General features: G+C 50.2%; 25 protein-coding genes. 18 read left to right on the top strand and 7 right to left on the bottom strand.

Features of this window, described 5'->3' with window-relative positions:
- Positions 1 to 2 precede the first annotated feature (2 nt).
- Positions 3 to 647, bottom strand: coding sequence for a glutathione S-transferase (locus tag ACP15Y_RS03910; RefSeq protein WP_424981689.1), 645 nt, complete (start codon positions 645 to 647; stop codon positions 3 to 5).
- Between the two features lie 254 nt (positions 648 to 901).
- Here ACP15Y_RS03910 and ACP15Y_RS03905 point away from each other — a divergent pair, with 254 nt between their 5' ends.
- A complete protein-coding gene (locus tag ACP15Y_RS03905) occupies positions 902 to 1,855 on the top strand; it encodes a crotonase/enoyl-CoA hydratase family protein (protein ID WP_424981688.1) in 954 nt (317 codons plus the stop codon).
- 25 nt (positions 1,856 to 1,880) lie between these two features.
- On the opposite strand, the gene ACP15Y_RS03900 is transcribed toward ACP15Y_RS03905, so the two are convergent.
- On the bottom strand, positions 1,881 to 4,232 hold the full coding sequence (locus ACP15Y_RS03900) for a putative bifunctional diguanylate cyclase/phosphodiesterase (RefSeq protein ID WP_424981687.1): 2,352 nt from the start codon (positions 4,230 to 4,232) through the stop codon (positions 1,881 to 1,883).
- 230 nt (positions 4,233 to 4,462) lie between these two features.
- Here ACP15Y_RS03900 and ACP15Y_RS03895 point away from each other — a divergent pair, with 230 nt between their 5' ends.
- Positions 4,463 to 5,728, top strand: a complete 1,266-nt coding sequence (locus ACP15Y_RS03895; RefSeq protein ID WP_424981686.1) for a Ppx/GppA phosphatase family protein — start codon at positions 4,463 to 4,465, stop codon at positions 5,726 to 5,728.
- Positions 5,709 to 6,467, top strand: a complete 759-nt coding sequence (locus ACP15Y_RS03890; protein ID WP_424981685.1) for an RlmE family RNA methyltransferase — start codon at positions 5,709 to 5,711, stop codon at positions 6,465 to 6,467. The genes ACP15Y_RS03895 and ACP15Y_RS03890 overlap by 20 nt, the downstream gene beginning before the upstream one ends.
- An 11-nt stretch (positions 6,468 to 6,478) precedes the next feature.
- On the opposite strand, the gene ACP15Y_RS03885 is transcribed toward ACP15Y_RS03890, so the two are convergent.
- Both ACP15Y_RS03885 and ACP15Y_RS03880 read right to left on the bottom strand, forming a co-directional pair.
- Positions 6,479 to 6,862 carry a YbaY family lipoprotein gene (locus ACP15Y_RS03885; RefSeq protein ID WP_424981684.1) on the bottom strand — a complete coding sequence of 128 codons (384 nt, stop codon included), beginning with the start codon at positions 6,860 to 6,862 and terminating at the stop codon, positions 6,479 to 6,481.
- Positions 6,863 to 6,920: 58 nt separating this feature from the next.
- The gene (locus tag ACP15Y_RS03880; protein WP_424981683.1) at positions 6,921 to 8,306 is read right to left on the bottom strand and encodes an MFS transporter; all 1,386 of its coding nucleotides are present in this window, start codon (positions 8,304 to 8,306) and stop codon (positions 6,921 to 6,923) included.
- 155 nt (positions 8,307 to 8,461) lie between these two features.
- Here ACP15Y_RS03880 and ACP15Y_RS03875 point away from each other — a divergent pair, with 155 nt between their 5' ends.
- Positions 8,462 to 8,875, top strand: a complete 414-nt coding sequence (locus ACP15Y_RS03875) for a GFA family protein (RefSeq protein ID WP_424981682.1) — start codon at positions 8,462 to 8,464, stop codon at positions 8,873 to 8,875.
- A gap of 705 nt (positions 8,876 to 9,580) precedes the next feature.
- On the opposite strand, the gene ACP15Y_RS03870 is transcribed toward ACP15Y_RS03875, so the two are convergent.
- Complete coding sequence (locus ACP15Y_RS03870; protein ID WP_424981681.1) at positions 9,581 to 10,123, bottom strand: outer membrane protein; 543 nt, start codon at positions 10,121 to 10,123, stop codon at positions 9,581 to 9,583.
- A gap of 279 nt (positions 10,124 to 10,402) precedes the next feature.
- Here ACP15Y_RS03870 and guaB point away from each other — a divergent pair, with 279 nt between their 5' ends.
- The 6 genes from guaB to ACP15Y_RS03840 all read left to right on the top strand — a co-directional run bounded on the left by guaB (position 10,403) and on the right by ACP15Y_RS03840 (position 16,403).
- Positions 10,403 to 11,905, top strand: a complete 1,503-nt coding sequence (guaB, locus tag ACP15Y_RS03865; protein ID WP_424981680.1) for an IMP dehydrogenase — start codon at positions 10,403 to 10,405, stop codon at positions 11,903 to 11,905.
- Positions 11,905 to 12,333 (top strand): MAPEG family protein, encoded by a 429-nt coding sequence (locus tag ACP15Y_RS03860; protein WP_424981679.1) that lies wholly within the window; start codon positions 11,905 to 11,907, stop codon positions 12,331 to 12,333. Before guaB ends, ACP15Y_RS03860 begins: the two co-directional genes overlap by 1 nt.
- A gap of 7 nt (positions 12,334 to 12,340) precedes the next feature.
- Entirely contained in the window at positions 12,341 to 13,636 is a 1,296-nt protein-coding gene (locus ACP15Y_RS03855) for an RsmB/NOP family class I SAM-dependent RNA methyltransferase (protein ID WP_424981678.1), read from the top strand.
- Positions 13,637 to 13,720: 84 nt separating this feature from the next.
- Positions 13,721 to 15,121 carry an HD-GYP domain-containing protein gene (locus tag ACP15Y_RS03850; protein WP_424981677.1) on the top strand — a complete coding sequence of 467 codons (1,401 nt, stop codon included), beginning with the start codon at positions 13,721 to 13,723 and terminating at the stop codon, positions 15,119 to 15,121.
- A gap of 29 nt (positions 15,122 to 15,150) precedes the next feature.
- Positions 15,151 to 15,549, top strand: coding sequence for a hypothetical protein (locus ACP15Y_RS03845; protein WP_424981676.1), 399 nt, complete (start codon positions 15,151 to 15,153; stop codon positions 15,547 to 15,549).
- A 404-nt stretch (positions 15,550 to 15,953) separates the two neighbouring features.
- Positions 15,954 to 16,403: a hypothetical protein gene (locus tag ACP15Y_RS03840; RefSeq protein ID WP_424981675.1), complete on the top strand. Its 450-nt coding sequence runs from the start codon at positions 15,954 to 15,956 to the stop codon at positions 16,401 to 16,403.
- Positions 16,404 to 16,569: 166 nt separating this feature from the next.
- Here ACP15Y_RS03840 and ACP15Y_RS03835 read toward each other — a convergent pair whose 3' ends face one another.
- Positions 16,570 to 16,971 carry a VOC family protein gene (locus ACP15Y_RS03835; protein WP_424981674.1) on the bottom strand — a complete coding sequence of 134 codons (402 nt, stop codon included), beginning with the start codon at positions 16,969 to 16,971 and terminating at the stop codon, positions 16,570 to 16,572.
- Between the two features lie 187 nt (positions 16,972 to 17,158).
- Positions 17,159 to 18,481, bottom strand: a complete 1,323-nt coding sequence (locus ACP15Y_RS03830) for a DEAD/DEAH box helicase (RefSeq protein ID WP_424981673.1) — start codon at positions 18,479 to 18,481, stop codon at positions 17,159 to 17,161.
- A gap of 249 nt (positions 18,482 to 18,730) precedes the next feature.
- Here ACP15Y_RS03830 and ACP15Y_RS03825 point away from each other — a divergent pair, with 249 nt between their 5' ends.
- From ACP15Y_RS03825 to ACP15Y_RS03790, 8 genes are all read left to right on the top strand, one after another.
- Entirely contained in the window at positions 18,731 to 19,282 is a 552-nt protein-coding gene (locus tag ACP15Y_RS03825; protein WP_424981672.1) for a helix-turn-helix domain-containing protein, read from the top strand.
- Between the two features lie 6 nt (positions 19,283 to 19,288).
- Entirely contained in the window at positions 19,289 to 19,822 is a 534-nt protein-coding gene (locus tag ACP15Y_RS03820; protein ID WP_424981671.1) for an N-acetyltransferase family protein, read from the top strand.
- Positions 19,822 to 20,280 carry a DMT family transporter gene (locus tag ACP15Y_RS03815; protein ID WP_424981670.1) on the top strand — a complete coding sequence of 153 codons (459 nt, stop codon included), beginning with the start codon at positions 19,822 to 19,824 and terminating at the stop codon, positions 20,278 to 20,280. Before ACP15Y_RS03820 ends, ACP15Y_RS03815 begins: the two co-directional genes overlap by 1 nt.
- Before the next feature lie 91 nt (positions 20,281 to 20,371).
- Positions 20,372 to 21,940: a glutamine-hydrolyzing GMP synthase gene (gene guaA, locus ACP15Y_RS03810; protein WP_424981669.1), complete on the top strand. Its 1,569-nt coding sequence runs from the start codon at positions 20,372 to 20,374 to the stop codon at positions 21,938 to 21,940.
- A gap of 555 nt (positions 21,941 to 22,495) precedes the next feature.
- A complete protein-coding gene (locus ACP15Y_RS03805; protein WP_424981668.1) occupies positions 22,496 to 22,894 on the top strand; it encodes an SxtJ family membrane protein in 399 nt (132 codons plus the stop codon).
- A gap of 15 nt (positions 22,895 to 22,909) precedes the next feature.
- Positions 22,910 to 23,059, top strand: a complete 150-nt coding sequence (locus tag ACP15Y_RS03800; RefSeq protein WP_424981667.1) for a DUF5989 family protein — start codon at positions 22,910 to 22,912, stop codon at positions 23,057 to 23,059.
- A gap of 10 nt (positions 23,060 to 23,069) precedes the next feature.
- Positions 23,070 to 24,908, top strand: a complete 1,839-nt coding sequence (locus tag ACP15Y_RS03795) for a carbamoyltransferase family protein (protein ID WP_424981666.1) — start codon at positions 23,070 to 23,072, stop codon at positions 24,906 to 24,908.
- On the top strand, positions 24,895 to 26,022 hold the full coding sequence (locus ACP15Y_RS03790) for a hypothetical protein (RefSeq protein WP_424981665.1): 1,128 nt from the start codon (positions 24,895 to 24,897) through the stop codon (positions 26,020 to 26,022). Before ACP15Y_RS03795 ends, ACP15Y_RS03790 begins: the two co-directional genes overlap by 14 nt.
- Positions 26,023 to 26,118 lie beyond the last annotated feature (96 nt).

Genomic DNA, 26,118 nt, shown 5'->3' with positions numbered 1-26,118 from the left:
GGCTATTTCGTAGGAAATAGTACCGGGTCGTCGCCATTTTGCCATGGGGTGAATTTCGGCATAATTGCCTTAAATCGCTCACTTGCGAGAAATTCATCTAGCCATGCAATCAAATGCGGGCGGTCTTGCGCCCAAAACCAATCACGATCCACGTGGGCAAATTGGCGGATAAAGGGCCAAATGCCGATGTCAGCTGCGCTGATACGGCCGTGAAACAAATAGCCACCGTCTTTAAGTCGATCCTCCAGCATATCTAGAAAAGGCAGGGCGTTGTCCCGCGCCGCAGTGCCGCCCTCCAACTCATATCGGCTGGGATATTTATATCGATCGAGCAGGGGCTTAAACTCTTGATCGGATTGTTCAATTAGCGCGTGCATCGCGGCCATATCTTCGCCGCCATGGTGCAAATCTTCAGGATCGCTTTGTGCCAATGCCCATTTCAATATGTCATGGCTTTCCTCAAGCACTTCATCACCTAAATCCAAAACAGGTACGGTGCCTTTTGGGGAGGTCTGCAAAAACAGTTCTGGCTTATCGCGCAGCAGAATTTCGCGCAACTCAACTTCAATTTGCGCCGCCTGCAGGCCAAGGCGGCCACGCATGGCATAGGGGCAACGGCGAAAACTATAAAGAATAGGTCGGGTCATAAAGGATATATGCCAAAGGCAAATTGCATCAGCAACCCGTAAAACGGATGCTCACATGCTGATTTTTGCATAAAAGCTGTGGGTAAAAGTACTTATTTTCATTAATGGATCTGTTTAACGCATTGTTATGTCACAATTTTGTTAGTTTTATGGTTAATTGTTGCATATTGCCAAACGAATAAATTTGATTGAAAATTTCATTAATATGTTGTTAACTGGGCCCCTATTTTAAAAATGTTTTAGTATTTAGTATCATGTCAGATAATGCAGCTTTAAGCCTGCAAAGCCCCGACTTTGCTGGCAATCAAAATCCTAAAAACGAAAATACGGTGCTGGCGCCGCGCCAAGCAGCATCCACAAATCTGTCCAACAAATTCTGGCCAGAACTCGGTCAGCTGGAAAATGCTTTCGACATTTCCCACGGCACTTTGTGGAGCTTCATGAACTTTGAGGGGCGCGCTGCATACAATCCTAATCTGCTGGAGGATTTTCACGGCTGGCACCGCAACATTCGCGCCTTGAAGGAGGAGATGGGGGAGCATTTCAAATTTGTTGTGCTGGGTTCGCGCCATCCCGATTTCTTCTGCCTCGGCGGCGATTTGGACTATTTTTCAAATTGCATCAATTCCAAAGATAGGGAGCGGCTTTATAGCTATGGTCGCTCATGCGTCGAAATTTTGCACAAGAACTGGCGCAGCATTGATAGTGAAGTGCTCACCATCGGGTTGGTGCAGGGCGACGCCCTGGGCGGCGGTTTTGAATCACTCCTGTCCTTCGACTATATCTGTGCGGAGAAGGGCGCAAAATTTGGTTTCCCTGAGCAAATGTTCGGCCTGTTCCCAGGCATGGGCGCATTGACCTTCTTAGGGCGCTCACTTGGCTTTGCCAAAGCCGAGCAGCTTGTGCGCACGGGGCGCACACTAACAGCCGAAGAGCTCTATGAAATGGGTGTGGTCCACATCCTGGCTGAGAAGGGCGAAGGGCTGAAAACGGTTCAGCGCTTTATTGCCAAGAATGAGCAGAAACATGCTGCCTTGTGCACTTATCGTAAGGCCGTGAAACGTGCCAACCCTATCCCATTCGAAGAATTGGATGATGTTGTGTCACTTTGGGCTGATGCGGGGATGCGCATTTCATCGCGCGAGTTGAAAGTGATGCAGCGTTTGGTGGCAGCGCAAACCAAAAAGACATCGCCCGCCGCGGAATAGCGGGCGATCTATGTGCGGGGGCGCATTATTGCGCAGCGGTTTTATCGCTGCGCTTTTTTATTTGATCAAGGTACTCCGGATCAAACTTGCCCTTGCCAATTTCCAAAAGGCTAGTTGCGTCTTCGCTATTGAGCGGACGACACATATGGAAGCCTTGGATTTCGCTCACGCCGGAATCGCGCAAATAGTCCATTTGTTCTTGAGATTCCACGCATTCTGCGACCACTCGAATATTGAGCGCTTGGCCGATATGCGCAACAGCAGTTGCCACGGCCTTGGAACTGGCATTGGTTTCCAAATCGCGAATGAACGACCCATCAATTTTGATCTTGTGATAAGGGAACGTGCGCAATTGCGATAGGGACGAGAAGCCAGTGCCAAAATCGTCGAGTGAAATGCGCACACCGATAGACTGGAACTGCCGCAAAATATCGAGTGTCGCCATTTCGTCTTGGAAGAAGGCGGTTTCCGTAATTTCAAGTTCAATACGTTCCGGCGAAATTTTGAAACGCCGCAATTGAGATTTCAGATATTTCGGGAAGTCCGTATCTTGGAATTGCACCGCGCTGAAATTGATTGCAATCGGCGTGTCGGTTGGCCATTTCGATGCGGTGCGAATGGCCTCGCGCAACACCCAACGACCAATCTCAATCACTTGGCCTGTTTGTTCGGCAACTTGAATGAAAACAGAAGGCACAACGCGACCGCGCTTTTCATGTGTCCAGCGGATAAGTGTCTCAAAGCCGCTAATTTCAAGCGTATTGGCATCAATGATGGGCTGGAAGGCCAAGCGGAACTGGTTCTCTTCCAAGGCATATTTTATGTCGAGTTCCATCGCCCGAACTTGCTGTGCTTTTTGATCCATCTTTGGCTCAAAAAACTCATAGCGATTGCGCCCCATATTCTTGGCTGCATAAAGCGCCATGTCCGCGCGTTTCAGCAACAAGGCGGCGTCTGTGCCATCTTTCGGCGAAATTGCGATGCCGATAGAAGCGCCAATGCGCACATAGTGCGTCGCCACATTGAAAGGCTGCTTAAGTGCTTCAATGATTTGGCTCGACAGAATTTCGGGTGTGCGTGCATGTGGCGATAATTTCTGCGTCACGAGGAATTCATCCCCCGCCATGCGGCCCACATCGCATTCATCCATGCACACGTCACAAATGCGTTTGGCAACCTGCTTCAGCAAGTCGTCCCCCACTGGGTGGCCCAGCGTGTCATTCACATTTTTAAAGTGGTCCAGATCGATAAAATATACAGCGATTTCTTGACCTGACGTGTTGTCGTCCAACAAGCTGCGGAAATTAGCTTGCAATGATGTGCGGTTCATCAGGCCAGTAAGCTGATCCACCAAAGCCAAGTTCCGAATTTTGGCTTCAGCCTTTTTCTGCTCGGTCACATCAGCAAACACCAAAACGCGGTTGCCTGTTGATGTTTGGCGTGAGGATACGTCTACATAGCGTTTATCTTCGAGCTGGATTGTATGCTCAAAGTTCGCTTTTGCGCGGTCTCGCTCAACGTCTCCATCAAAAACAAAATGATCCCGGTCGGCGGGATGAATGAGTTGGAGCACATCTTCAAAGGTTTCGCCCTTGTGTAATCGTTCAGGCGGACAGCCGAGAATTTCGCAAAGGATCGGGTTCCACACCAATAGCTTATTGTCACGATCAAACATGCACAGCCCGTGCGACATGTTCTTGAGCGCGCCGTCGAACAAATTCGCTTGCTGCTCAAATGAGTCGGCGAGTTCTTTGTTTTTCTCGCGAGTTTCAAGCGCGCTAATAATGGTTTTGCGCACCGCCAAGGTAATGTCTGTCATGCCAAACATGAAGATCAAGAGTGCGGCACCAACAACTTCGTAGAACAAGGTGTCATGTAGAACCAAGCCCAAACCCATGGGCACTGAAGCTGAATAAAGCTGACCCAAAGCAACCCATGGCCGGCTGGCATTGCGGCCCGCAATGGATGCGGCATATGCAGCGGTTGTTGTGGTCAGCATCAAATGGATTGCGCCATTATCGATGCGCAACACAGCGAAGAAGGTCACCATGCCCAAGCAGAGGGAGAATGCTGTGCCGCCGATGGCATAGGCCCATTCCCACTGATTCACATTCTTTGGTGTAACTGGCTGTCCGCTGCGCAAATAGTAAATGCCAAGGCCGATACGCGCCATCGCGATCAACACAACGGCATAAGCGATGTTTTCGACCAATTGATCATCTGACGTTACAGAAAGAACGGCAGCGATAAACAAGCCTGCTACTGCACCAGAAATCAGGGAGGCGAAGGGGTGAAACAGCCCATCCACCAACTGCGCCCGAATGGTCGCAGAAAGATTCTTCTCTGACTTTATGGTTTCGAATAGTCTTTTAAACATATGATCACCAACACACTATTGGACGATGCGTGACGCCTGCAATAAATAATCGTTACATCAAGAATTTAGAATATATTCTTCTTCAAAAAGTTAAGTTTTTTCCCAAATTCCGATTATCTTTCGCCATTGCGCATTTATGCCCTTTGCTCTAGGTTTGCTTTCAACATGTAACACATCGTCATTGGGGCGCCGCTTATGCGTAGCGACCCGGACCGGATGGAGCAATAAGAGTGACCGATAAGATTCGGTCCGCAAACCAGAAAAGCCCATCACAGTCCCCTATAGAGGGCACAGATGAGGGGCATTTGGCAACTGGTCCACAGGACCAAAACGCCAGAGGTGGCCATGCGCGATCTCCTGGCCATGCGCGGACCCCTAAACGAAATGGCCAACGCCACAGAAGTGCGCGCGGCAATACAAAGCCAAATATCTACGGCGCATTGGATCTGGGCACCAACAATTGTCGATTGTTGCTGGCCCGGCCCACGGACAGTGGATTCAAGGTTGTTGATGGTTTTTCCAAAATTGTGCGCTTGGGCGAGGGGTTGTCGACGACAGGCGCGCTGACCCCTGCGGCGATGGATCGAACGATCGATGCGCTGAAACAGTGCCAGACCAAAATCAACAATCATAAGATCGCTAAATTGCGACTTATTGCGACCGAGGCTTGCCGTTCGGCCAGTAATGCCGATTCCTTTTTGGATCGCATTCGCACTGAAACCGGCATTGATTTGGAAGTTGTCGACCGCAAAACTGAGGCGCAATTGGCGGTGACTGGCTGTGCTGACTTGGTTGAGCCCGGTGTCAGTGGCGCTGTCATTTTCGATATCGGCGGCGGATCGTCTGAGCTGGCTTGGCTCGATTTTCGCGGTGGTCGCCCGAAAGCGCGCGGTAAAATGGCCGCATCCATCAGATCGTGGCAATCGCTGCCCGTTGGTGTTGTGTCCATCGCGGAGAAGTTTGACGGGGTCAATGTGACACCTGAGAGCTTTGAAGAGATGATTGCCTATGTGCGGATGCATTTGAAGCGCTTCAAAGGGCGCGAAAAGCTGAAACGCGCCATCGCTGAAAGCAAAATGCATTTGGTAGGGACATCGGGCACTGTCACAACATTGGCAGGCCTGCATCTGGGCTTGGAGCGGTATGACCGCTCGAAGGTCGATGGCCTTTGGATGGGCGAACAGCACGTCATCGACACCATGCGGGTGTTGTTGAACATGAATTACGACCGCCGCGTTGCCAATGCATGCATCGGGCGCGAGCGAGCTGATCTTGTGATTCCGGGCTGCGCCATATTTGAAGCAATCCGCCGCGAATGGCCATGCGACCGTGTTCGTGTGGCAGACCGGGGCTTGCGCGAAGGCATTTTGATTTCCCTGATGTCGGAAGACCGCGTATGGTCGAAACGACCGGGCAAGGGGCATGGTGCGCAATTTGGCAAAAAACCTTACAAACGCCGGGAAAAAGGGGCGAATGATGAGCAAAAAGCCAAGTAAAGCGGGCGGCGGTGGCAAAAAAGCCCGCGGCAAATCCATTGCAAAAGCCGCTGGCAAAGCCAAATCAAAAGCGTCGGACCGGGGCCTGAAGACCCGTGTGAAAACGGCAAAGGGGCGCAAAATTTCCTCCACATTGTGGTTGCAACGCCAGTTGAACGACCCTTATGTGCAGCGGGCCAACAAGGAAGGGCGGCGCTCCCGCGCGGCCTATAAGCTGATTGAGCTCAATGAAAAACACAACATTTTACGCCCCGGTATGCGGGTGGTTGATCTGGGTTGCGCCCCCGGCGGGTGGTGCGAAGTGGCCACCGAAATTATGGGGGCGGACGCTGATGACCCAAAAGTTGTCGGCATCGACTATCTCGAAATGGAGCCCATGCCGGGCGTAATTTTCCTGCAAAAGGACTTCAATGACGACGACGCGCCAGAAATGTTGATCGACGCGTTGGGCGGCCACAAGGTCGACCTCGTTATGTCTGACATGGCGGCCCCAACCACGGGTCACAAGGCGACAGACCATTTGCGCATTATGGCACTTGTGGAACTGGCAGCAGATTTCGCCATTCAAATCCTCAAGCCGGACGGGGTTTTTGTGGCCAAAGTTTTCCAAGGCGGCACAGAAAACGAACTGCTTGCCCATTTGAAACGCCATTTTAAGTCGACATTTCACGCCAAGCCCCCAGCCTCACGACAGGATTCGTCTGAGAGCTACCTCATCGCCAAGGGCTTCAAAGGCTAAGCAATGTTTACTTAGCCAACGGGATCGACTTGCACCCGTTGTAGATCCTGATTTTCATCATAGGGGTTCGAGACTGTGTTGATAAAGCGCAGCTTGCCATCAATCATGATGCGCACGGTGAAGCCCGGCGTAACAGCATTCTCAAGGTCAGCGCAGTCTGCTTCCAACTTAAATGGCAAGGGAACTTGTTTCCCTTCGCTACTAAACTCGCTTTCGGCGAAAATATCTGCCGCTTTGTCGGCAATGCCCTGTTCTTCCAAGCGCACGCTGACCATTGCATTCTGTGGCAATGCAATGCGCTGCAAATAGAAGACTTCGCCTTCAACGGTGCATTTGTCGCTGCTCGGAAAGGCAGCCATAAGGGCAGCAAACATTGCATAATTGAGTACGGACATCATTTATCTCCTGATCAATAGAGTGCTAACAATAAACAACACCAAATTGCGGCCAAATTTATGCCTTCGCCTTATGGCCTGCAACATCATCGCCCACTTGCTTTGATAGGCCCAAGATCGGGATCATCGCCATTGCTGTGATCGCCGCGAGGATGAAGAATGCCAATTGCATCTCGCGTACACCGACCTCTGTGCCATTGATCAACGAGAATACATCCAACAACAAGGCTGCAAAGGCCACGCCCAGCGCGAACGCCAACTGAATGCTCACCGAGCTGATCACCGTGGCCGAACCTGATTGGCTCTCTGGAGTTTCGGCAAAGGTGAGGGTGTTGAGCGACGTGTAATACATCGAGCGGAAGAAGCCCATAAACAGGAGGATGGACATGATCAACCAAATCGGCGTTTGTGCCGTGAAAAAACCATGGGTGACCGCGAGCAATGCCGACATGGCAACCCCGACTATCAAAAGGATTCTAAATCCAAACACTTGCAAGGCGGGCTTGAGGAAGAACTTCATCAAAATGGCGCCGCCCGCGCCGATGAATGAAATCATGCCTGACTCAAATGGGCTGTAACCAAATCCGACTTGCAACATGAGAGGGAACAGAAATGGGAACGCGCCGCCAGCCACGCGATAAACGAAACCCGCAATGATCGATGTGCGGTAAATAGGCTCTTCAAATACTTTTAGATCCAGCACCGGGTTCTCAATACGACGCGCGTGGAAATAATAAGCCACACCAGACATAAGGCCGATAAGGGCGACGGACGCGCCGAACCAAGGCGGCAATGCAGGCATGGAGATCACTGAGAGGCCGAAGATGATGCCGGAAAATGCAGTGCCAGTGAGCAAGAAGCCGATCAAATCCAGCTTGCGACGGTCGCGATAACCTGTGCCGCCCATATATTTCGTCACCAATGCAAGGCCAATCAAGCCGATCGGAATGTTGATATAGAAAATCCAATGCCAAGAGAAATAAGTGGTCAGGAACCCGCCTATTGGTGGGCCTGCCAACGGGCCGAATAGGGCCGGCAGGGTGAGCCACGCCCACGCATTGACCAAATCTTTTTTCGGCGTGTTGCGAATAAGGATTAGTCGCGACAACGGCGTCATCATTGATCCACCCATGCCCTGCAAGAACCGGGCGGCAACAAAGGAGAACAATGAATCCGCAAAGGCGCAGGCAATCGAGCCGAGCATAAACACGACGATCGCCCCGCGAAACACATTGCGCGCGCCATAGCGATCGGCCATCCAACCGCTAATGGGAATGAAAATCGCGAGCGCCACCAAATAGGAAGCGAGAGCGAGTTTCAGTGAAATTGGGTCTGTGCCAATATCTGCGGCAATGGCGGGCAGGGCTGTGGCGATGACGGTGGCATCCATCAACTCCATAAACAGCGCCACCGCCAAAATTAGTGGCGTGATGCGATCATTCATTGGATTTTGCTTTTTGACTCAGTGGTCCAACCAGTCTAGCTGGCTTATCTGACGCTGTCACCCCGGATGAATTATTTTTCGAAAATCTCCGATGCTCTTCATTATTGATATTCATATTCGCCGCCTTATAGTGAGGACAAAAAGGGGAGTGATTTATGGCCAAAGGTGAATGCAGTTGCGGCGCAGTGGCGTTTGAAATTCACAAGCCCATTCAAGATGTTATTATTTGTCATTGTTCGATTTGCCGAAAGGCAACCGGCAATAATGGCATGGCGCTTGTGCTCGCCATGAATGAGGACTTCACCTGGCTGCGCGGACAGGAGCATATCCAATATTGGAAAAAGCCCGATGCAGATTGGGAAGGCTGGTTCTGCCAAATTTGCGGCTCCACTTTGCCAGGCCGGAATGATGACACAAAACTCTATGTGCCCGTTGGCCTGATCACCGAAGGTGGCGAAAATCTGAGTGTCGCCCATCATATTTTCACCGAGTCCCGCGCGGCATGGGATGTAATTGGCGATCAAGGCAAGCAGCATCCCCATGCTTTTGGCACCTATCAAAGCAAATAGGCAGCACTTTAGGCTGCCTGAAATTATCCGGCAGTTTGCGGGGCACGAGATGGTGCAATACTCGCAATGTTGCGCTAAAAAATGAGTCTATTCCCATCTCGCGCCAACGGCATTTTTCGCTTTGCCAAACTGGTTCGGGGTGCTTACCCAATATCCCCAACCCTTTTCAAAAAGGGAACGCCCTCGGTGTCGGGCAAAACCAACTTAGCAGCGCGGTCACCGCGTCCGGCAAACCCACCGTCTCTCCCTTCGCGCGGCCAATTGGCCGCATATACCCCGATCATCCGTCAATAATCCGCTTGGGGCGGAAGATGGCTTTTATCTTACCATGGTCCTGAGGGGCGGGGATAAGTTTGGAGATCAAAAATGAATGCGATGCGATCAATCTTTACGATTTCGAAAAATCTTCTTATGATTTCAATGGATTAGTTGGCGGCTATTGATGAGTTTAGATTGGGAAAATGCTGTATGTACAATCTAAGATTGCAATAATGGACGTTTTCAACTCTCCAACTTCCTTAAAGGCGCTCCAGCAAAAGACAAAAATTTTATCATTATCGCAATCGTCGTTAAGTCCGCATATCAGCAGTTACCTTGAAATATCAAAGTATGGTTTGTCGAGAAACACCGTGTTTTGGCAGGTGCGACCAACAAAAAATCCCCGACCAAGGGCCGAGGATGTAATCGGAAGAAGTAACGGTCTGTCTAGAAATGCCAGAGGGCCGAGGCGCTGAGATCGTGGCCGGTTTCGCCTGTGTTTGACCAGCCGAGATATTTATATTCGAGGTCGATAGAAATCTCGTCGGAAACGACGAATTCCGTGCCTAGGCCGATGGTTGTGTATTGGTCACCGCTTTCATAGTGCAGGCGACCGAGGCCCGTATAGATCAATACGTTCGGGTCAACCAAATAGCCTGCGCGTGCTTCGATGCCGCCGTGGCCGCCATAGGTGCCAGAAGATTGGTTACGATTGGCGCCCAGCCAAAGTTCTGCGCCCACCAAGAAACTGTCTTGAGTTAGATTTACACCGACAATAGCATCCAATTGCGCCAAAGTGTCGGTGCCACCGCCATTTGAAACCATTGCGCCACCAAGGCCCACGCCTGCATAAAAGCCATTCCAATCAAAGCCCGTTTGCGCATATTCAGTGGGTAAAGGCGGATATTCAATTGGGCCATCAGCAAAGGCTTGCCCGGCAAAAAGGGCGGTTGCTGCTGCGGCGAGTATCGCGGATTTGAAAGGTATCATATTGTCTGGCCCCCAATGATCATATGCAATGTTAATAGTTTGTTAGGGTTAAGGAAGGTTTAACTGAGGGTGAAAAGCGGTGTGCGGGCACACATCGACGCTGGGACGAATTGCTGGCCAGCAACCTATTCTTAAGAGCTTATTAAAATTTCACACTTCTCCCCCTATGCAAACACAGAGTCGCGTGGTATTGACCCTCGCCAACCATAGTATGGTGGCGCTTCCCCCACCGTCCTGTGATCGTTCCGAAAAATCTGCTTCCGACGGAGGGCTCGACCCGTGGCAAAAATCATTTCCACCGCAACTGGCGATATCGCTTTAACTTTTGACGACGTGCTGTTGCAGCCTGCTGAATCCAGCGTCATGCCAGCGGATGTCGACATCCGCACACGCGTAACCAAAGACATTGAGCTGACATTGCCTATTCTGTCTTCCGCAATGGACACAGTGACCGAATCCAAAATGGCGATTGCATTGGCCCAAGCGGGGGGCATGGGTGTTATCCACCGCAATCTGACGCCTGACGAGCAGGCCGAGCAAGTGAAGCAGGTCAAGCATTTTGAAAGCGGCATGGTGGTGAACCCGATCACCATTGGCCCAGACGCGCCATTGGAAGCAGCATTGGCGATCATGGAACAACGCAATATTTCTGGCGTGCCAGTGGTGGAAAATGGCGGCTTGGGTGGTCGCAATGTGGGCAAGCTGGTCGGCATTTTGACCAACCGCGATGTGCGCTTTGCTGACAATATGCGCCAGCCCATCTCTGAGCTGATGACCCGCGAAAACCTGATCACTGTGAAAGACGGCTCAACCCAAGAAGAAGCCAAACGTTTGTTGCACGCCAACCGGATTGAAAAACTGTTGGTGGTGGACGACAATTATCAATGTGTAGGGTTGATCACCGTTAAAGACATTGAAAAAGCGCAGCTGAACCCAAATGCGATCAAAGACAGCAAAGGGCGCTTGCGTTGTGCGGCAGCATCAACTGTGGGCGACAAGGGGTATGAACGTTCCTTGCGCTTGATTGAGGCGGAGGTCGACCTGTTGGTGATCGACACGGCGCACGGGCACAACACGCAAGTGGCGCAAGTTGTTTCGCGATTGAAAAAAGAAAATTCAAAAGTGCGGATCGTGGCCGGCAATGTGGCCACAGCTGAAGCCACACGCGCACTGATCGATGCAGGCGCGGACGCGGTGAAAGTTGGCATTGGGCCAGGTTCAATCTGTACCACACGGATCGTGGCAGGTGTGGGCGTGCCACAACTCGCCGCCGTGATGGCTTGTGCTGAAGAAGCTGCAAAATCAGGCATCCCCATCATCGCGGATGGCGGAATCAAATTCTCAGGTGATTTGGCTAAAGCATTGGCAGGTGGTGCAAATTGCGCCATGGTCGGTTCGCTTTTGGCGGGCACAGACGAAAGCCCCGGCGAAGTTTATCTCTACCAAGGCCGTTCCTATAAATCATATCGTGGCATGGGTTCTGTGGGCGCCATGGCCCGCGGTTCGGCAGACCGCTACTTCCAACAAGAAGTTAGCGACAGCATGAAGCTAGTGCCGGAAGGCATTGAAGGCCAAGTGCCATACAAAGGCCCTGCGGGCAATGTGTTGCACCAATTGGCTGGGGGCTTGCGCGCAGCAATGGGCTACACCGGTTCACCAGATTTGAAAACGTTCCGCGAAGAAGCAACTTTTGTGAAAATCTCAGGCGCTGCGTTGAACGAAAGCCATGTGCATGATGTGTCCATCACCCGTGAAAGCCCGAACTATCGCGGTGGGCGTTAATGTCAGGCTTTGAAAAGCTACTACTATTGACGGTATTCGCACAGGTAGGGCTCACCCTTGCGGTGTTGCTCTATCTGGGCAAATTGCGTGTGCCGCCTGTGTTGGCTGGCGACATCAAGGTAGCGGATATTGCGCTGGATGATGGCAACTGGCCCGAGCGCTCGCAACAAGTGTCCAACAATTTCAACAATCAATTCCAGCTTCCGGTGCTGTTTTACGCGGCGGTGATGATATGCTTTGCGGTGCGTTATGTGCCCGGCATCTTTTTGTTGTGCGCAGTTGGGTTTGTGGCAAGCCGTTACGTCCATGCCTATATCCATTGCACCACAAACCGTGTATACCGCCGCTTTATTGCTTATGTTGCCGGGCTCGCTTTTCTCACCATCGGGTGGGTCGACCTGGTGATTGAGCTGTTGATTGTGTTGTGAGGCAAAAATGCGTTTACCCGGCAGACTAAGTGCAGCGATTGAAGTGCTCAACGATATTGAACAACGCAAGCGGCCTGTGGCTGATGCGCTGAAAGATTGGGGCTTGTCGCATCGCTTTGCCGGATCGGGTGATCGCGCCGCCATCGGCAATATCGTTTATGATGCGCTGCGCAAAAAACTGAGCAATGCCCATTTTGCTGGCGGCACTACCGGGCGGCATCTCGCCTTTGCCACGCTTGTCCGCGACTGGGGTGAAACGCCAGAAAGCCTTAATGCGCAGTTTGAAGGCGATAAATTTGCGCCAGAGCCATTGAGCGACAAAGAAATTGAAACACTGACTCGCCCGGATCCATTTGCCGATGCAGCGCCGCATGTGCAGGCGGACATTCCTGAATGGTGCCAAAACTCATTCGAACGAAATTTCGATGAAGACTGGGTGGCCGAGGGCCAAGCCTTGGCAACGCGTCCGCCAGTTGATCTGCGCGTAAACACCATCAAAGCCAACCGCGAAAAAGTGCTGAAAGCCCTGAAACGTGTGAAGCCCGTGGCAACTGAAATTGCGCGCCAAGGCGTGCGCATGAAAGCGGGCAGCACTGACGCGCGGACGCCAAATGTGCAGGCGGAAGAGGGCTTCCAAAAAGGTTGGTATGAAGTGCAAGACGAAGGCAGTCAGATCGTGGCTGATCTGATCTTCGCTCAACCCGGCGAAAAAGTGCTCGATTTGTGTGCAGGCGCTGGTGGCAAAAGCCTCGCCATGTCTGCATCCATGGGAAATAAAGGGCAAATCTTTGCCTATGATAGCGACCGCAAACGCCTATCAGCCATCTTCGAACGCATCAAGCGGGCAGGCACCCACAATATTCAAGTGCGCCAGCCGGACGAAGGCTCGCTGGATGATTTGCTGGACGCCATGGACAAAGTGGTGGTGGATGCGCCGTGCACTGGTTCTGGCACTTGGCGGCGTCGGCCAGATGCCAAATGGCGCTTGAGCCGCGAACAGCTTGATGTGCGCTTGCGCGAGCAAGAGGAAGTGCTGTCTCAGGCGATCCCGTTTGTTAAAGTTGGCGGCTTTTTGATCTATATTACATGCTCTGTTTTCCCAGAGGAAAATGAGGGGCAAATCTATGCCTTCTTGGATGAAAATCCGAGCTTTGAATTGGTGTCCGCAGGCGAGGTTTGGCAGGATTTGTTTGGCTTTGACAAGCCGCAGCCTTGGTCATCGGATTTGCAATCCATCACGTTGACGCCCGGCACCACGGACACTGACGGTTTTTATTTCGCCGTCATGCTGCGCAACGCCTAAAATGTTTGGTGCTTTAGCGGAACGTTAAAGCAAGTCACATAATCTATCGCCTCGGACTTATTAAACTTGTTGTCAGAGGCGAAGATGGCGACTGCGCAAAATACGACCCAACATATCAGATTGGCAGAACTTTTGGCTGCGCTCAGCCATGCGCTGGATATCACCGAGGGCCAACCCGTTGGCCATTGCGTGCGCGCCTGCTGGACAGGGCTGCAAGTGGGGCAAAAGTTAGGACTGCCGCAAGCGCAATTGTCAGACCTTTACTATACCATTTTGCTGAAAGATTTGGGGTGTTCGAGCAACGCCGCGCGGATTTGTGCCCACTATATCGCATGCGATTTGACCTTTAAAAATGAGTTCAAAAAGGTCGATGGCAGTTTGCCACAAGTGCTGAATTTTGTGATCACACAGTCCGGTGTGAAGGCCAATATGGCGGACAAGTTTCGCTCGATTGTGAAAACCTTGCGCCATGGCGGACAAATCTCAAAAGAATTGATTGAAACCCGCTGCCAGCGTGGCGCCGAAATTGCACGGCAAATGCACTTCAGTGACAATGTTCAACAAGGCATTTTGAACTTAGACGAGCATTGGGACGGCACAGGCCAGCCTGACAAGCTGGAAGGTCTCGAAATTCCACTCTATTCGCAAATCGCGCTGCTGGGGCAGGTGGCAGATGTGTTCTTTATGAATGACGGACGCAAAGAGGCGATTAAGGCCGTGCGCAACCGCGCTGGCACATGGTTCAACCCCAAAGTGGTCGAAGCCTTTTTGGAGCTTGAGCACGATGAAGCCTACTGGGCCATGCTGGAACGCGATGACCTTTCTGACATCATTTATGAATTTGAGCCGGGACAAAGCGCGCGCATCGCCGATGAGGATTATCTTGACGACATCGCACAAGCTTTTGCGCAAGTGGTGGACAGCAAAAGCCCATTCACGGCAGGCCATTCAGAGCGCGTAACACTGTTTGCTGATTTGATCGCAGAACAAATGGGCTTCTCGCCGGAAAAACGCCGCTGGCTGCGCCGCGCTGCGTTGCTGCACGATATTGGTAAGCTAGGTGTGTCCAACTCGGTGTTGGATAAGCCGGGGCGGCTGGATGAAGAAGAATTTGCGGAAATCAAAAAACATCCCGTGTTCTCCGAAGAGATTTTGGACAACATCAAAGCCTTTGGTGACATTGCGCCCGTTGCGGGCGGTCACCATGAACGGCTAGACGGTAAGGGCTATCCATATGGCCTTAAGGGCGATGAAATCGACATGGATACCCGCATCGTAACGGTGGCTGACATATTCGATGCCTTAACCGCCGACCGACCTTATCGCGCGGCGATGCCGGTTGAAAAAGCGCTCGGCATTATGCGCGAAATGGTGGATGACGCCATCGACCCCATTTGCTTTACCGCCCTATGCGCGGCCATTGCCAAATTTGACCAATTGCCAACGCTCGATAACCACGCAGGCGAACTCAAAGTGGCCGTGTAGGGCTGAGTATTCGACGTTTCGTAGGAAAGTTGAAAATCGCACTTATGGAAATGTCGAAGAATATTCTTCTCAGCGCACTTCTGATTATAGTGCTTGCGGCAGTTGATTGGGTGTCATTGTCCCTTGTCATCGCTTCAATCTTGGAAGTTTTTGGCAAGTCGCGGGGCGTGGGTTTTGGCATAACACTTCACTACGCAACTCAGTTCTTGGTCGCGGTTTCCACGCTCGGCCTATTTATTTCGATTTTTCGTGGCCACAAATTTGCACTCATCGCGGCATTGATAGGGCACGGTGCAGTGATGATCTATCTTTGGCCTGGGCCCGATGCCAGGAAGTTTATGGGCGTGATCTTCAGCTCCTACATCTTGTTCTTCGTGATGCTAAAGCTGCTCTCTAAAAGCCGTTCCTATCTGCGGTTGACGAGGTGAGTTGCACCAAACACATCACGATGTTCTATCCAAATGTGTAAGCGCTTCTACGCGAAAAAGTCAGTCCAATGGATTATTAATCAAGTGTATTTTCTCAGATTAGTAATTTCTTGGGCAATGGTTGACATGTCTAACAAGAAGACGTGCAATGCACTAAATTTTTTAAATTGATTTAGCTAAGTAGCATGACATCCACAAACGCAAATTATTATCACTATCTTCGAGTTTTTTTGAATTGATCGTTGAAAATGCCAAGAGGTTTGAAGATGCGTCGGAGCTCGACAGCTTCGAGCTTGGTCGTAAATATGCCTATTATGAGCTGCTATCGCTTGCGCAGCAGCAATGCGATGCTTTTCAATTGGATAGAGTTGAACTTGGGTTGGATAACATAGATCCTGAAAACGATGTTCTACGCTGAACCAATGATTTTCCCGGGAAATGCTGTGCGGATAATTTGGACTATTGAACATCCAGAAGAACACGACAGTGAAATCTATGGAGAAACCGGTTCAATTTTGATTGTCGGAAGTGAAGGTCAAATTGGGGAAACAAATACTGATGTCTTAAATTGGATGAAATGTTTGATTGGTATCTCCGAAATGCCTGAAGGGCTGCGTAAGTTTGATCTACTTGTCGAGCCAGAGCCGCTAATTGCTTCGCGATACAAGGAAACCCTGACGATCAAGTGGAAACAGAGCGAAACTCGAATTTTAGACTGTGCAGAGTACATCTCCGCTGTCAGGGGCGCTGCAAAAGAAATCTGGAATGAGGCCACCAGCACGCAAGAATTTCAGAAGCATAGGCACTTTGAATTTCTGAACTGGCATCAATCAGATGTTGGGCGAGCTGACTAGCGTGTTTCAAACATATCCGAAATTACTCCCTGACACTTGATGGCCGAGAGTTGTCGCCAGTCTTTGGCGCATACCTGCTCAGTAATTGTTTTGCCGAAGGCATCTTACAAAATTCGTCAATGATCTGACTGATGATCACGATGTTCGATATTGTTGTGAGCGAGCATTACGGATTTGATGGCCCGTCATAGCAAGCGAAGGCCAGCTTATTTCCATCTGGGTCACGAATATAGGCAACATAGAACTTATCGCCATATCGTTCAGGACGGTAGCCCGGGCTTCCTTCGTCTCTTCCACCATTCGCGTGTGCCTTTTCATAAAGCGCATCGACCAAGCTTGCCGTTGGCACCCTGAACGTTGTCATTGCGCCATTTCCTACGCTAGCGGGATTTCCATCAAATGGATAGCAGGAGAAAAAGCGCGGCACTGTCTCATCATCACGATCGCCCCACGAGGCAACTTGTTCATCTTGGTAACATGGCGACAATCCCATCAAGTCGAAGAGTGGATTGTAGAAATCCTGTGCACGTTTGAGATCATTTGTGCCCACCATGGTATAGCCAATCACGATACATGCCTTTCTCTGAGAAATCTGAACACAGAATCCGGTTCTGCCCAGACCAAGATATCTTGATTCAAAAGTAACAGACAATTGCCCGGTGCACATTCCATCTGACCAAAATTCACATCAGTCAAAACAAAAAAAGCCGCTGGAAAATCCAGCGGCTCAAGATATTTTGGTCTTAGTGGCTTAATTAAGCTGCATCGCGACGTGGCTTGCGATTGCGGGGTTTGCCGCCTTTGCGTGGGCCGTTTTTCGGTGCAGAATTTTTGTTCTGTCCGTCGCGGCCACCGCCACCATTGCGGTTGCGGCCACCACGTGGTGGGCCACCGCGACCACGGCGTTGATTGCGTTTTGGTGGTGCGCCACGTGGAATTTCAATTTCCACTTCTTCACCTTCCAAATCCACGGCGGGAATGTCCAACTGCACGAGGCGTTGGATCAGGCCCAAATAGGGGCGCTCTTCCGGGTCGCAGAATGAAATTGCCAAACCAGATGCGCCAGCACGTGCCGTGCGGCCAATGCGGTGCACATAGCTTTCAGCCACTTCTGGCAATTCATAGTTGACCACAAGGCCAACGCCAGGCACGTCAATGCCGCGCGCGGCAATATCAGTGGCCACAAGAACCTTGCAGGCGCCTTTTTTGAATTGCTTCAACGCACGCTCGCGCTGGTTGTGTGACTTGTTGCCGTGAATGGCTTGGGCCTTGATGCCTGAAACGCCAAGACGCTTTGCCACTTTATCTGCGCCGCGCTTTGTGCGGGTGAAAACGATGGCAGTTTTGTCTTCATGCTCCAAAAGCACATCAGAAATCGCTTCGATTTTCTCTGCTTTGCTCATCGAAATTACGCGCTGCTCAATTTTGTCGGCAGTTGGCTTGTTTGATGGCACAGAAAGCTCAAGCGGCTGGTGCAAATGTGAATTGCTCAGCTTGCGGATTTCTTTTGGCATTGTGGCAGAGAACAGAAGTGTTTGGCGCTCAGTTGGCGTCAAGTTCAGGATCTCTTTAATGGCAGGCAAGAAACCAATGTCGAGCATCTGGTCAGCTTCATCAAGCACAACCATTTGCACATCATCAAGGGTCAAAGCATTTTGCTTCAACATATCTTGCAAACGGCCAGGCGTGGCGATCAAAATATCAACGCCTTGCTGCAATTGGTTTTTCTGCACCCGGTAGGACACGCCGCCAACAATGGTGGCCACGCGCAAATTGGTGCGGGCAGAATAGTTGCGAACAGATTCGTGAATCTGTGCGGCCAACTCGCGAGTTGGCGAAAGGATAAGTGCGCGCAAACGCTTGTTCTTCGGCGCAGGCCCTTGGGCTTGCAGCTTGTGCACGATTGGCAAAGCAAACGCGGCAGTTTTGCCGGTGCCTGTTTGGGCGAGGCCCACAATATCGCGCCCATCCAATGCAGCTGGGATAGCTTTTGATTGAATAGGGGTGGGCTCGTTCAACCCAAGTTTAGGCAAAACGGCAAGGATCGGCTTTGCTAAGCCGAATAGTTCAAAACTCAATGGAATATCTTTCGTTGTTGGCGCCGGCAGCATCCGAGTCGTTTTGCTCGGCATATGACAGGGTGTCATTCTGATAGCGCGTGGCCAAAAATTATTTTCGGGCCGGTCCAAATCATGGGCCAAACAACATTATGCGGCCCTAAAGTCAAGTGAATTCGCCTAAATCATCTAATGAAAAGCTAAATCAGCTGCAATTTGCCTCTTGCCATATATGAGAAAATATCTCATTTTAGAGAAAATGGGGTCGATATGGATTATTTTACATCGCAATTGGCAGAGCGATTGAAAACTTTGCGGCAGGATGCAGCGCTGACCTTGGATCAATTGGCGCAACAATCCGGTGTTAGCCGCGCAACCCTGTCGCGGTTGGAAAAAGGCGAGGTGAGCCCTACCGCAGAAGTATTAGGCAGATTATGCGCCGTTTACCGCCTGCCCTTGTCACGCCTGATGGCCATGGTGGAGGATGAATTTGTGCCGCTGGTGCGCCAGGTCGACCAAGAAATTTGGCATGATGAAGAAACCGGCTTCACCCGCACCAAAGTTTCGCCCCCTGCGGCCAAGCTTAAGGGCGAGATTATTCGCGGGCAGTTAGAACCGGGCAATCAAATCACCTACGATCAACCTTCACTGGCTGGGCTGGAGCATCATTTGGTGATGTTGGACGGCGCGTTGTTTATCCGTATCGATGACCAGCATTATAGCCTGAAAGCAGGGGACTGCTTGCGCTACCAGCTTTTCGCCAGCTCAGAATTTATCACCCCGCCCGATAGCGGTGCGGATTATCTCATCATGCTTGTGTGAGGAAATATGCAGATTTTTCGGGCCACATTGGACCAATTTGATCAGCACTTTGATGAGCTGGTGGAGATTTTGCAGCTCACCGTCAATAATGGTGCGGCCGTTGGCTTTATCGCGCCATTGAGCGCGGAACGCGCCCGCCAGTTTTGGCGGCAAAATATCCGACCAGAGATTGAGAGCGGGGGACGCGCGCTGTTTTTGGCTGTGGAGGACGGCAAAGCCGTGGGCACAGCACAATTGATTTTAGCCATGCCCGACAATCAGCCCCATCGTGGCGAAGTTGCGAAAATGATGGTGCATCCAGACCATCGCCGCAAAGGCATCGCCAACCAACTGATCGCGCAGCTGGAAGAAGAGGCAAGGACCCACTACCGCTGGCAAATCACGCTGGATACGCGCACGGGCGGCGGAGCCGAGCCGTTCTATCATCGCATGGGCTATAAGGTGGCCGGGATCATCCCCAATTACGGCAAAAACGCCACGGACGAGAATTTCCACGCCACAACCTATATGTACAAAACGATAAATGAGGCCCGGGCATAATGCCAGCAGCTTGGGCAGTTGGCGCACTGATGGTCGCAGCTGTTCTTGGCGGCGCCTTGATCGCGGCGCAAGGCCCCATCTATGCCCGCATGGCCATCGGCTTCGGCAATCCCATCACCGCAACGCTGGTGGCGTTCATCATCGCCACTTGTGCCATTGGTTTGGTTGCCATTCTAACTGGCGTGCGCTGGCCCAACAGCGGCGCGTTTCAATCTATGCCAGACTGGGTATGGCTGGGTGCACTGATTGGGGTTTATCAAGTGCTCGTTTCCATCTTCGCCGTGCCACGATTGGGTGTCGCGCCCTTTATTCTGCTGGTGATTGTGGGGCAAATTCTCGCTAGCTTGTTTTACGATCATTTCGGGCTGTTCGAGCTCAAAATGCGTCCGCTCAACATGCAGGCAATTGCGGGGGCAGGGATGGTCTTTCTTGGTGCGTTGCTGGTGATCACGCGATAAAACAATCAAAACCGTCAAAAGCGCACACTTTTTGCTGATTTCGGCGCGAATCCCGGTTGCGGAATCTCACAATTGGGGGTAAAGCGTCGCCATGACAGACCTTACTCACGACACCACCCAAAATATCCTCATTGTGGACTACGGTTCACAAGTGACCCAGCTTATTGCACGTCGCGTACGCGAGGCGGGCGTTTATTGCGAAGTTCATCCCTTCAACAATCTTGGCGACAAGCTTGAAACCCTCAAGCCCAAAGGCGTGATCCTGTCCGGTGGCCCGGCCAGCGTGACCGACGACATGGCGCCAGATATTCACCCCGACATTTGGGCGCTGGATGTGCCCGTGTTTGGCATTTGCTATGGTCAGCAAGCCATGTGCATGGCCCTTGGTGGCAAAGTTGAAGGCAGCGATCACCGCGAATTTGGCCGCGCTGATGTGGAAATCACCGCACCATGCCCGCTGTTTGAAGGTGTTTGGGAAGTCGGTCAGAAATATCCTGTTTGGATGAGCCATGGCGACCGCGTGGTGGATATTCCTGAAGGGTTTGTGGTGAAAGGCAAATCGCCCGGCGCGCCATTTGCTCTGATCGCGCACGAAGCGAAAAAGCGCTTTGCGGTGCAGTTCCACCCTGAGGTTGTACACACACCAGATGGCGCGAAACTGATTTCGAATTTCGTGCACAAAATCTGTGGCTGCGATAACTCTTGGACCATGGCGGCCTATCGCGAAATGGCAATCGAGCGCATTCGCGAGCAAGTGGGCGACGCGAAAGTGATTTGCGGCTTGTCCGGCGGTGTGGACTCATCTGTTGCAGCCGTGTTGATCCACGAAGCCATTGGCGATCAACTCACTTGTATCTTTGTGGACCATGGCTTGATGCGGATGAATGAAGCGGAAGAGGTGGTGACCTTGTTCCGCGACCATTACAACATCCCATTGGTTCATGTGGACGCTGAAGACACATTCATGGGCGAGTTGGACGGCAAGTCTGATCCGGAAGAAAAGCGCAAAATCATTGGCCGCTTGTTCATTGAGACTTTTGAAGAAGAAGCGAAGAAAGTGGGCGGCGCAGAGTTCTTGGCGCAAGGCACACTTTATCCTGACGTGATTGAAAGCGTAAGCTTCACCGGCGGTCCATCCGTGACCATCAAATCTCACCACAATGTGGGCGGCTTGCCGGAAAAAATGAATTTGAAGCTGGTCGAGCCATTGCGCGAATTGTTCAAAGACGAAGTGCGCGATCTGGGCCGCGAGCTTGGCTTGCCCGACAGCTTTGTCGGCCGCCATCCGTTCCCCGGACCTGGCTTGGCCATCCGCTGCCCCGGCGGCATAAACAAAGAAAAAGCCGACATTTTGCGCAAAGCCGACGCGATTTATCTCGATGAGATCCGCAAGTCCGGCCAATATGACAAAATCTGGCAGGCATTTGCCGTGTTGCTGCCCGTACAAACCGTTGGCGTGATGGGCGATGGCCGCACCTACGAATTTGTGTGCGCACTCCGCGCCGTCACCTCTGTTGATGGCATGACCGCTGATTTCTATCACTATGATATGGAATTCCTAGGCCGCACCGCCACACGCATCATCAACGAAGTCAAAGGCATCAACCGGGTCGTTTATGATGTGACCTCAAAGCCCCCAGGGACGATTGAGTGGGAGTGAGGACTGGCGCAACCCCTAAATCGACATTGCCAACGTTTTTTTGCAATGAAGAAAGGGGCTGCGCAAAATTGCACCAGCCGGAAGTTTTGGTAACTTTATGTCAAAGCTTGGCGCTGAAGAATTAAAATTTTTGCTGAACGTAAACAGCAAAAATTGCATAGTAAGGAGCTAATATAGGCATCGGCTTTTAAACGCGCTGATGTGCGCGCTAATAAATGCATGTGAGTGTCCGCGGCGTGATGTGAACACGCCAAAAGATTGAAAGACGATATCCATCCGTCGTCGTCTGCTACAACCATTGTTGAATGGCTAACATTGTCATTTTGTTGATCTGCAAATTTTGCGGTCACTTCATATGCAGACAATTCGAGATACGTTATTACTGTTAGAATCGATGGAAGTGCATTTCATCGACGGAGTAATCAGGGTGCATGATGAAAATTGCTGATATGGTGGGGACATCGTACCTGCAGATTTGAGAGAAGCGTAGGTTAAGTTGGCAAGGCGTGCACATTATTGGCTCGCAGTAGATAACCAAAGTCTGGGACTGGTAACGTGAAATTCTCGGAAGTCGAACTGCCTTCTAACAAAAAGTTTGGATTTTTCTTCACAGCGGTCTTTGCGATTGCTGCCGCACATTTTTATGTCAGCGGTTCTTTGTTATGGGTATACGCTTTTGTTGCTGCTGCCGTAACGATATTGATCGTTACTATAGTGAAAGCTGACGTGCTTTTGCCTCTTAATAAGCTTTGGATGCGGTTTGGATTGCTCTTGGGGTTGATTGTTAGTCCAATCGTTCTTGGTGTGCTTTTCTTTGGAGTTTTCACGCCCATTGCCTATTTGATGCGGATAAGCGGGCGTGATGAGTTAAGACTTAGGTTTAAAGATAAAGCCAGTCACTGGGTTGTTCGTAGCGAGCCAATCCAGTCAGATTCTTTTAAAAATCAGTTCTAAAGTTGGGCAAGTAAAATGGAATTCTTAAAAGAGCTTTGGGCATTTTTACGTGTACGTAAGAAACTATGGCTTGCACCAATCATTGTCGTAATGATGTTACTTGGTGGGCTTTTGATACTTGCACAAGGATCTGTCGTAGCTCCATTCATTTACACACTCTTCTAGGAACAAGCGCATGTATATTCTAGGCATTTCGGCCTATTATCACGACAGCGCAGCATGTTTGCTAAAAGATGGTGAAATCATAGCTGCGGCTCAGGAGGAGCGTTTCACGAGAAAAAAGCATGATGCGGGCTTCCCTCATTATGCAATTGAATATTGCCTTCAAGAGGCAAAGATAAGTCCAAGTCAGATCGAAAACGTAGTCTTCTATGAGAAGCCATTCGTTAAATTTGAAAGACTGCTGGAGACATATCTTGCATTTGCTCCGAAAGGCTTCTTCAGCTTCGCCAAAGCAATGCCAGTTTGGATTAAAGATAAGCTCTTTCAAAAATCGGCTCTCATTAAAGAGCTTAAATCGGCACTTGACGAAAGCATTGACTGGCGAGAACGCCTCCTTTTTTCCGAACATCATCTATCGCATGCAGCAAGTGCCTATTTCCCGTCACCATTTGATCGTGCTGCAGTGCTTACACTGGATGGTGTTGGTGAATGGACAACGACATCACTTGCAATTGGCAATGGCAGCGACTTAAGGGTTGTTAAGGAGATTCACTTTCCGCATTCGCTGGGGCTCCTTTATTCAGCATTTACCTATTACACCGGCTTCAAAGTCAATTCCGGCGAATATAAAGTCATGGGTTTAGCGCCTTATGGTGAGCCACGTTACGCTGACCTAATAAGGGAAAAGCTAATAAAAGTAGCCGATGACGGCAGCTTCCAGTTAGATATGAGCTACTTTGATTACGCAACTGGCCTGACAATGACCAACAAGAAGTTTGACAAGCTGTTTGGAGGTCCGCCAAGAACATCAGAGTCAGAGCTTACGCAACGTGAGATGGACTTGGCAGCTTCCGTTCAGAAAGTCACTGAAGACATTGTTATCGAGTTGGCAGCAGGAATTGCGAAAGATACTGGCGAGAAGAACCTCTGCTTAGCAGGTGGCGTGGCACTAAACTGCGTGGCAAATGGTATTCTTCTGCGCAGCAAGATCTTTGATAATATTTGGATACAGCCAGCTGCCGGTGACGCTGGCGGCGCTCTCGGGGCAGCTCTGTCATCTTGGTACCTACACCATAAGGGTGTGAGAGTTCAATCTACGGAACGTGACGCTATGAAGGGAGCATATCTTGGTCCCGAGTTTAGTGATGAGGAAATCGAAGCTGAACTCAAATCGTGTGGCGCTGCTTATCAAAAACTTCCAGAAGGTGAGCTAATAGATAAAGTGGCTTCAGCGCTGGCTGACGAAAAAGCAGTCGGCTGGATGCAGGGAAGGATGGAATTCGGACCGAGAGCGCTCGGGGGGCGGAGTATTGTTGCAGATCCGCGTTCACCCATTATGCAAAAGCAACTGAATCTAAAAGTAAAATATCGTGAGAGCTTTCGGCCATTTGCTCCGAGCGTTCTTCGTGAAGACGTGGGCGAGTGGTTTGAACATGAAACAGATAGCCCATACATGCTATTGGTTGCCGATGTCTTAGAAGATAAGCGGCGCTCAATGACTGCTGACGAAAATGCACTATTTGGTATTGAAAAGCTTAATGTTCCGCGTTCTTCTGTACCTGCAATCACACACGTGGATTATTCTGCACGCATACAAACAGTGCACGCTGACACTAATCCTCGGTACCACGCATTGATATCTAAGTTCAAAGAGAAGACAGGTTGTCCGCTTGTCGTTAACACGTCATTCAACGTGCGTGGTGAACCGATTGTCTGTACGCCAACCGATGCATTCAAGTGCTTTATGGGCACAGAGTTGGATATGTTGGCTATAGGTAACTATCTGATTTATAAAGAAAAGCAAGATGAGAAACTAAAAGAAAGTTATGAGAGCCAATATGAGTTGGATTAAAAATATTGTCCTCGTAACAATCTCATTTTGTTTTTGTTACTTCTTACTGATCGTCGGAGATTGGTTCATTGGTCGTACAATGGAGCAAGCGATCAACCGCAACTTAGCTTATAGTGAAGCTGCGGAAGTTGAGAATCAAAGAGTTCAATCCGAAGATATTCCACAGAGAGAGCGGGCAATATCTGAAGGTTTTTCTCCAATGATTTACCCATCACTATTGGACCCGATTCAACAAGAATATCCACTTATTGCTGGCTTGCCATTTACAGATACCTACTACTGCAATGAAGGATATGGATTGATAAAATATCGATCCGATAGATTTGGGTTTCGCAATGAGGATTCACTTTGGGATAAAGAACCTCGCAAGATAATGATTGGGGATTCATTTGTTCATGGAGCTTGTGTTCCAGATGAAAGCACAATCCCTTATCTGCTTTCGAAAGAGCTCAATGAGACTGTAATGAATCTCGGCATCGGTGGAAATGATCCAAGCCATTATTATGCCTATGCAAAGCTGTTTGTACCTTTGGTAAAGCCCACAGAGTTATATGTAGTTTTCTATGCGAATGACAAAGGTATAGAAGATAAGAGTGCGGTCGAGTACGCGTACGTTGAGGAAGATAAAAAGATTTTTGATAAGTCAGAAATTTCGCTGTTTGATGTCGACTATTTCAAAAAGGAAGGTGAGAGAGCCACCGCTCTATTAAAAAAACAGAGTGAAGCCAAAATGCAAGCATCGTTGATTGATAGAGCTTATAATGCAGTTATCAGGCACTCAAAACTTCCTGAAATTTCGAATATTATTTTTCAAAAGAAGTCCAGTTTTCATATGACGCGGAGGACGATAGAGCGCGTTAGTGGATTATGCAACGACTACGAATGCAACGTAATTGTGGGATTTATCCCTAATAGTGAGTATTTTCGGCCAGACTCGCACGCAGACGAATATGGCAATCGGATAGCGAAATTGACTGAACAGTTAGGACTAGACTTTGTTGATGGTAGAAATTTGCTAGATAGAACAAAGAATAGTCTGGATTACGCTCTTAAGGGCCCGCACTTATCGCCGGTAGGGTACAAAAAGATGGCCGATGCGTTTGCCAACCGTTAATTTTAGACCAATGCAATTGGGGTGTGATCTAGACATGCGCGCAAATACGTTCAGGTTGGTTCATAATAGACTGCACCACTTCACTACTATCTTAGT

The organism is Maritalea sp. S77, from assembly GCF_049801075.1.
Classification (GTDB): domain Bacteria; phylum Pseudomonadota; class Alphaproteobacteria; order Rhizobiales; family Devosiaceae; genus Maritalea.
Note: the sequence above shows the minus strand (reverse complement) of the source record. Positions and strands in the feature narration are given on the sequence as shown.

Coding starts and splice junctions, on each gene's coding strand:
- ACP15Y_RS03910 (WP_424981689.1), bottom strand. CDS start 647: ATGACCCGACCTATTCTTTATAGTTTTCGCCGTTGCCCCTATGCCATG.
- ACP15Y_RS03905 (WP_424981688.1), top strand. CDS start 902: ATGTCAGATAATGCAGCTTTAAGCCTGCAAAGCCCCGACTTTGCTGGC.
- ACP15Y_RS03900 (WP_424981687.1), bottom strand. CDS start 4,232: ATGTTTAAAAGACTATTCGAAACCATAAAGTCAGAGAAGAATCTTTCT.
- ACP15Y_RS03890 (WP_424981685.1), top strand. CDS start 5,709: ATGAGCAAAAAGCCAAGTAAAGCGGGCGGCGGTGGCAAAAAAGCCCGC.
- ACP15Y_RS03885 (WP_424981684.1), bottom strand. CDS start 6,862: ATGTCCGTACTCAATTATGCAATGTTTGCTGCCCTTATGGCTGCCTTT.
- ACP15Y_RS03880 (WP_424981683.1), bottom strand. CDS start 8,306: ATGAATGATCGCATCACGCCACTAATTTTGGCGGTGGCGCTGTTTATG.
- ACP15Y_RS03875 (WP_424981682.1), top strand. CDS start 8,462: ATGGCCAAAGGTGAATGCAGTTGCGGCGCAGTGGCGTTTGAAATTCAC.
- ACP15Y_RS03870 (WP_424981681.1), bottom strand. CDS start 10,123: ATGATACCTTTCAAATCCGCGATACTCGCCGCAGCAGCAACCGCCCTT.
- ACP15Y_RS03860 (WP_424981679.1), top strand. CDS start 11,905: ATGTCAGGCTTTGAAAAGCTACTACTATTGACGGTATTCGCACAGGTA.
- ACP15Y_RS03855 (WP_424981678.1), top strand. CDS start 12,341: ATGCGTTTACCCGGCAGACTAAGTGCAGCGATTGAAGTGCTCAACGAT.
- ACP15Y_RS03850 (WP_424981677.1), top strand. CDS start 13,721: ATGGCGACTGCGCAAAATACGACCCAACATATCAGATTGGCAGAACTT.
- ACP15Y_RS03840 (WP_424981675.1), top strand. CDS start 15,954: ATGTTCTACGCTGAACCAATGATTTTCCCGGGAAATGCTGTGCGGATA.
- ACP15Y_RS03825 (WP_424981672.1), top strand. CDS start 18,731: ATGGATTATTTTACATCGCAATTGGCAGAGCGATTGAAAACTTTGCGG.
- ACP15Y_RS03820 (WP_424981671.1), top strand. CDS start 19,289: ATGCAGATTTTTCGGGCCACATTGGACCAATTTGATCAGCACTTTGAT.
- ACP15Y_RS03815 (WP_424981670.1), top strand. CDS start 19,822: ATGCCAGCAGCTTGGGCAGTTGGCGCACTGATGGTCGCAGCTGTTCTT.
- guaA (WP_424981669.1), top strand. CDS start 20,372: ATGACAGACCTTACTCACGACACCACCCAAAATATCCTCATTGTGGAC.
- ACP15Y_RS03800 (WP_424981667.1), top strand. CDS start 22,910: ATGGAATTCTTAAAAGAGCTTTGGGCATTTTTACGTGTACGTAAGAAA.
- ACP15Y_RS03795 (WP_424981666.1), top strand. CDS start 23,070: ATGTATATTCTAGGCATTTCGGCCTATTATCACGACAGCGCAGCATGT.
- ACP15Y_RS03790 (WP_424981665.1), top strand. CDS start 24,895: ATGAGTTGGATTAAAAATATTGTCCTCGTAACAATCTCATTTTGTTTT.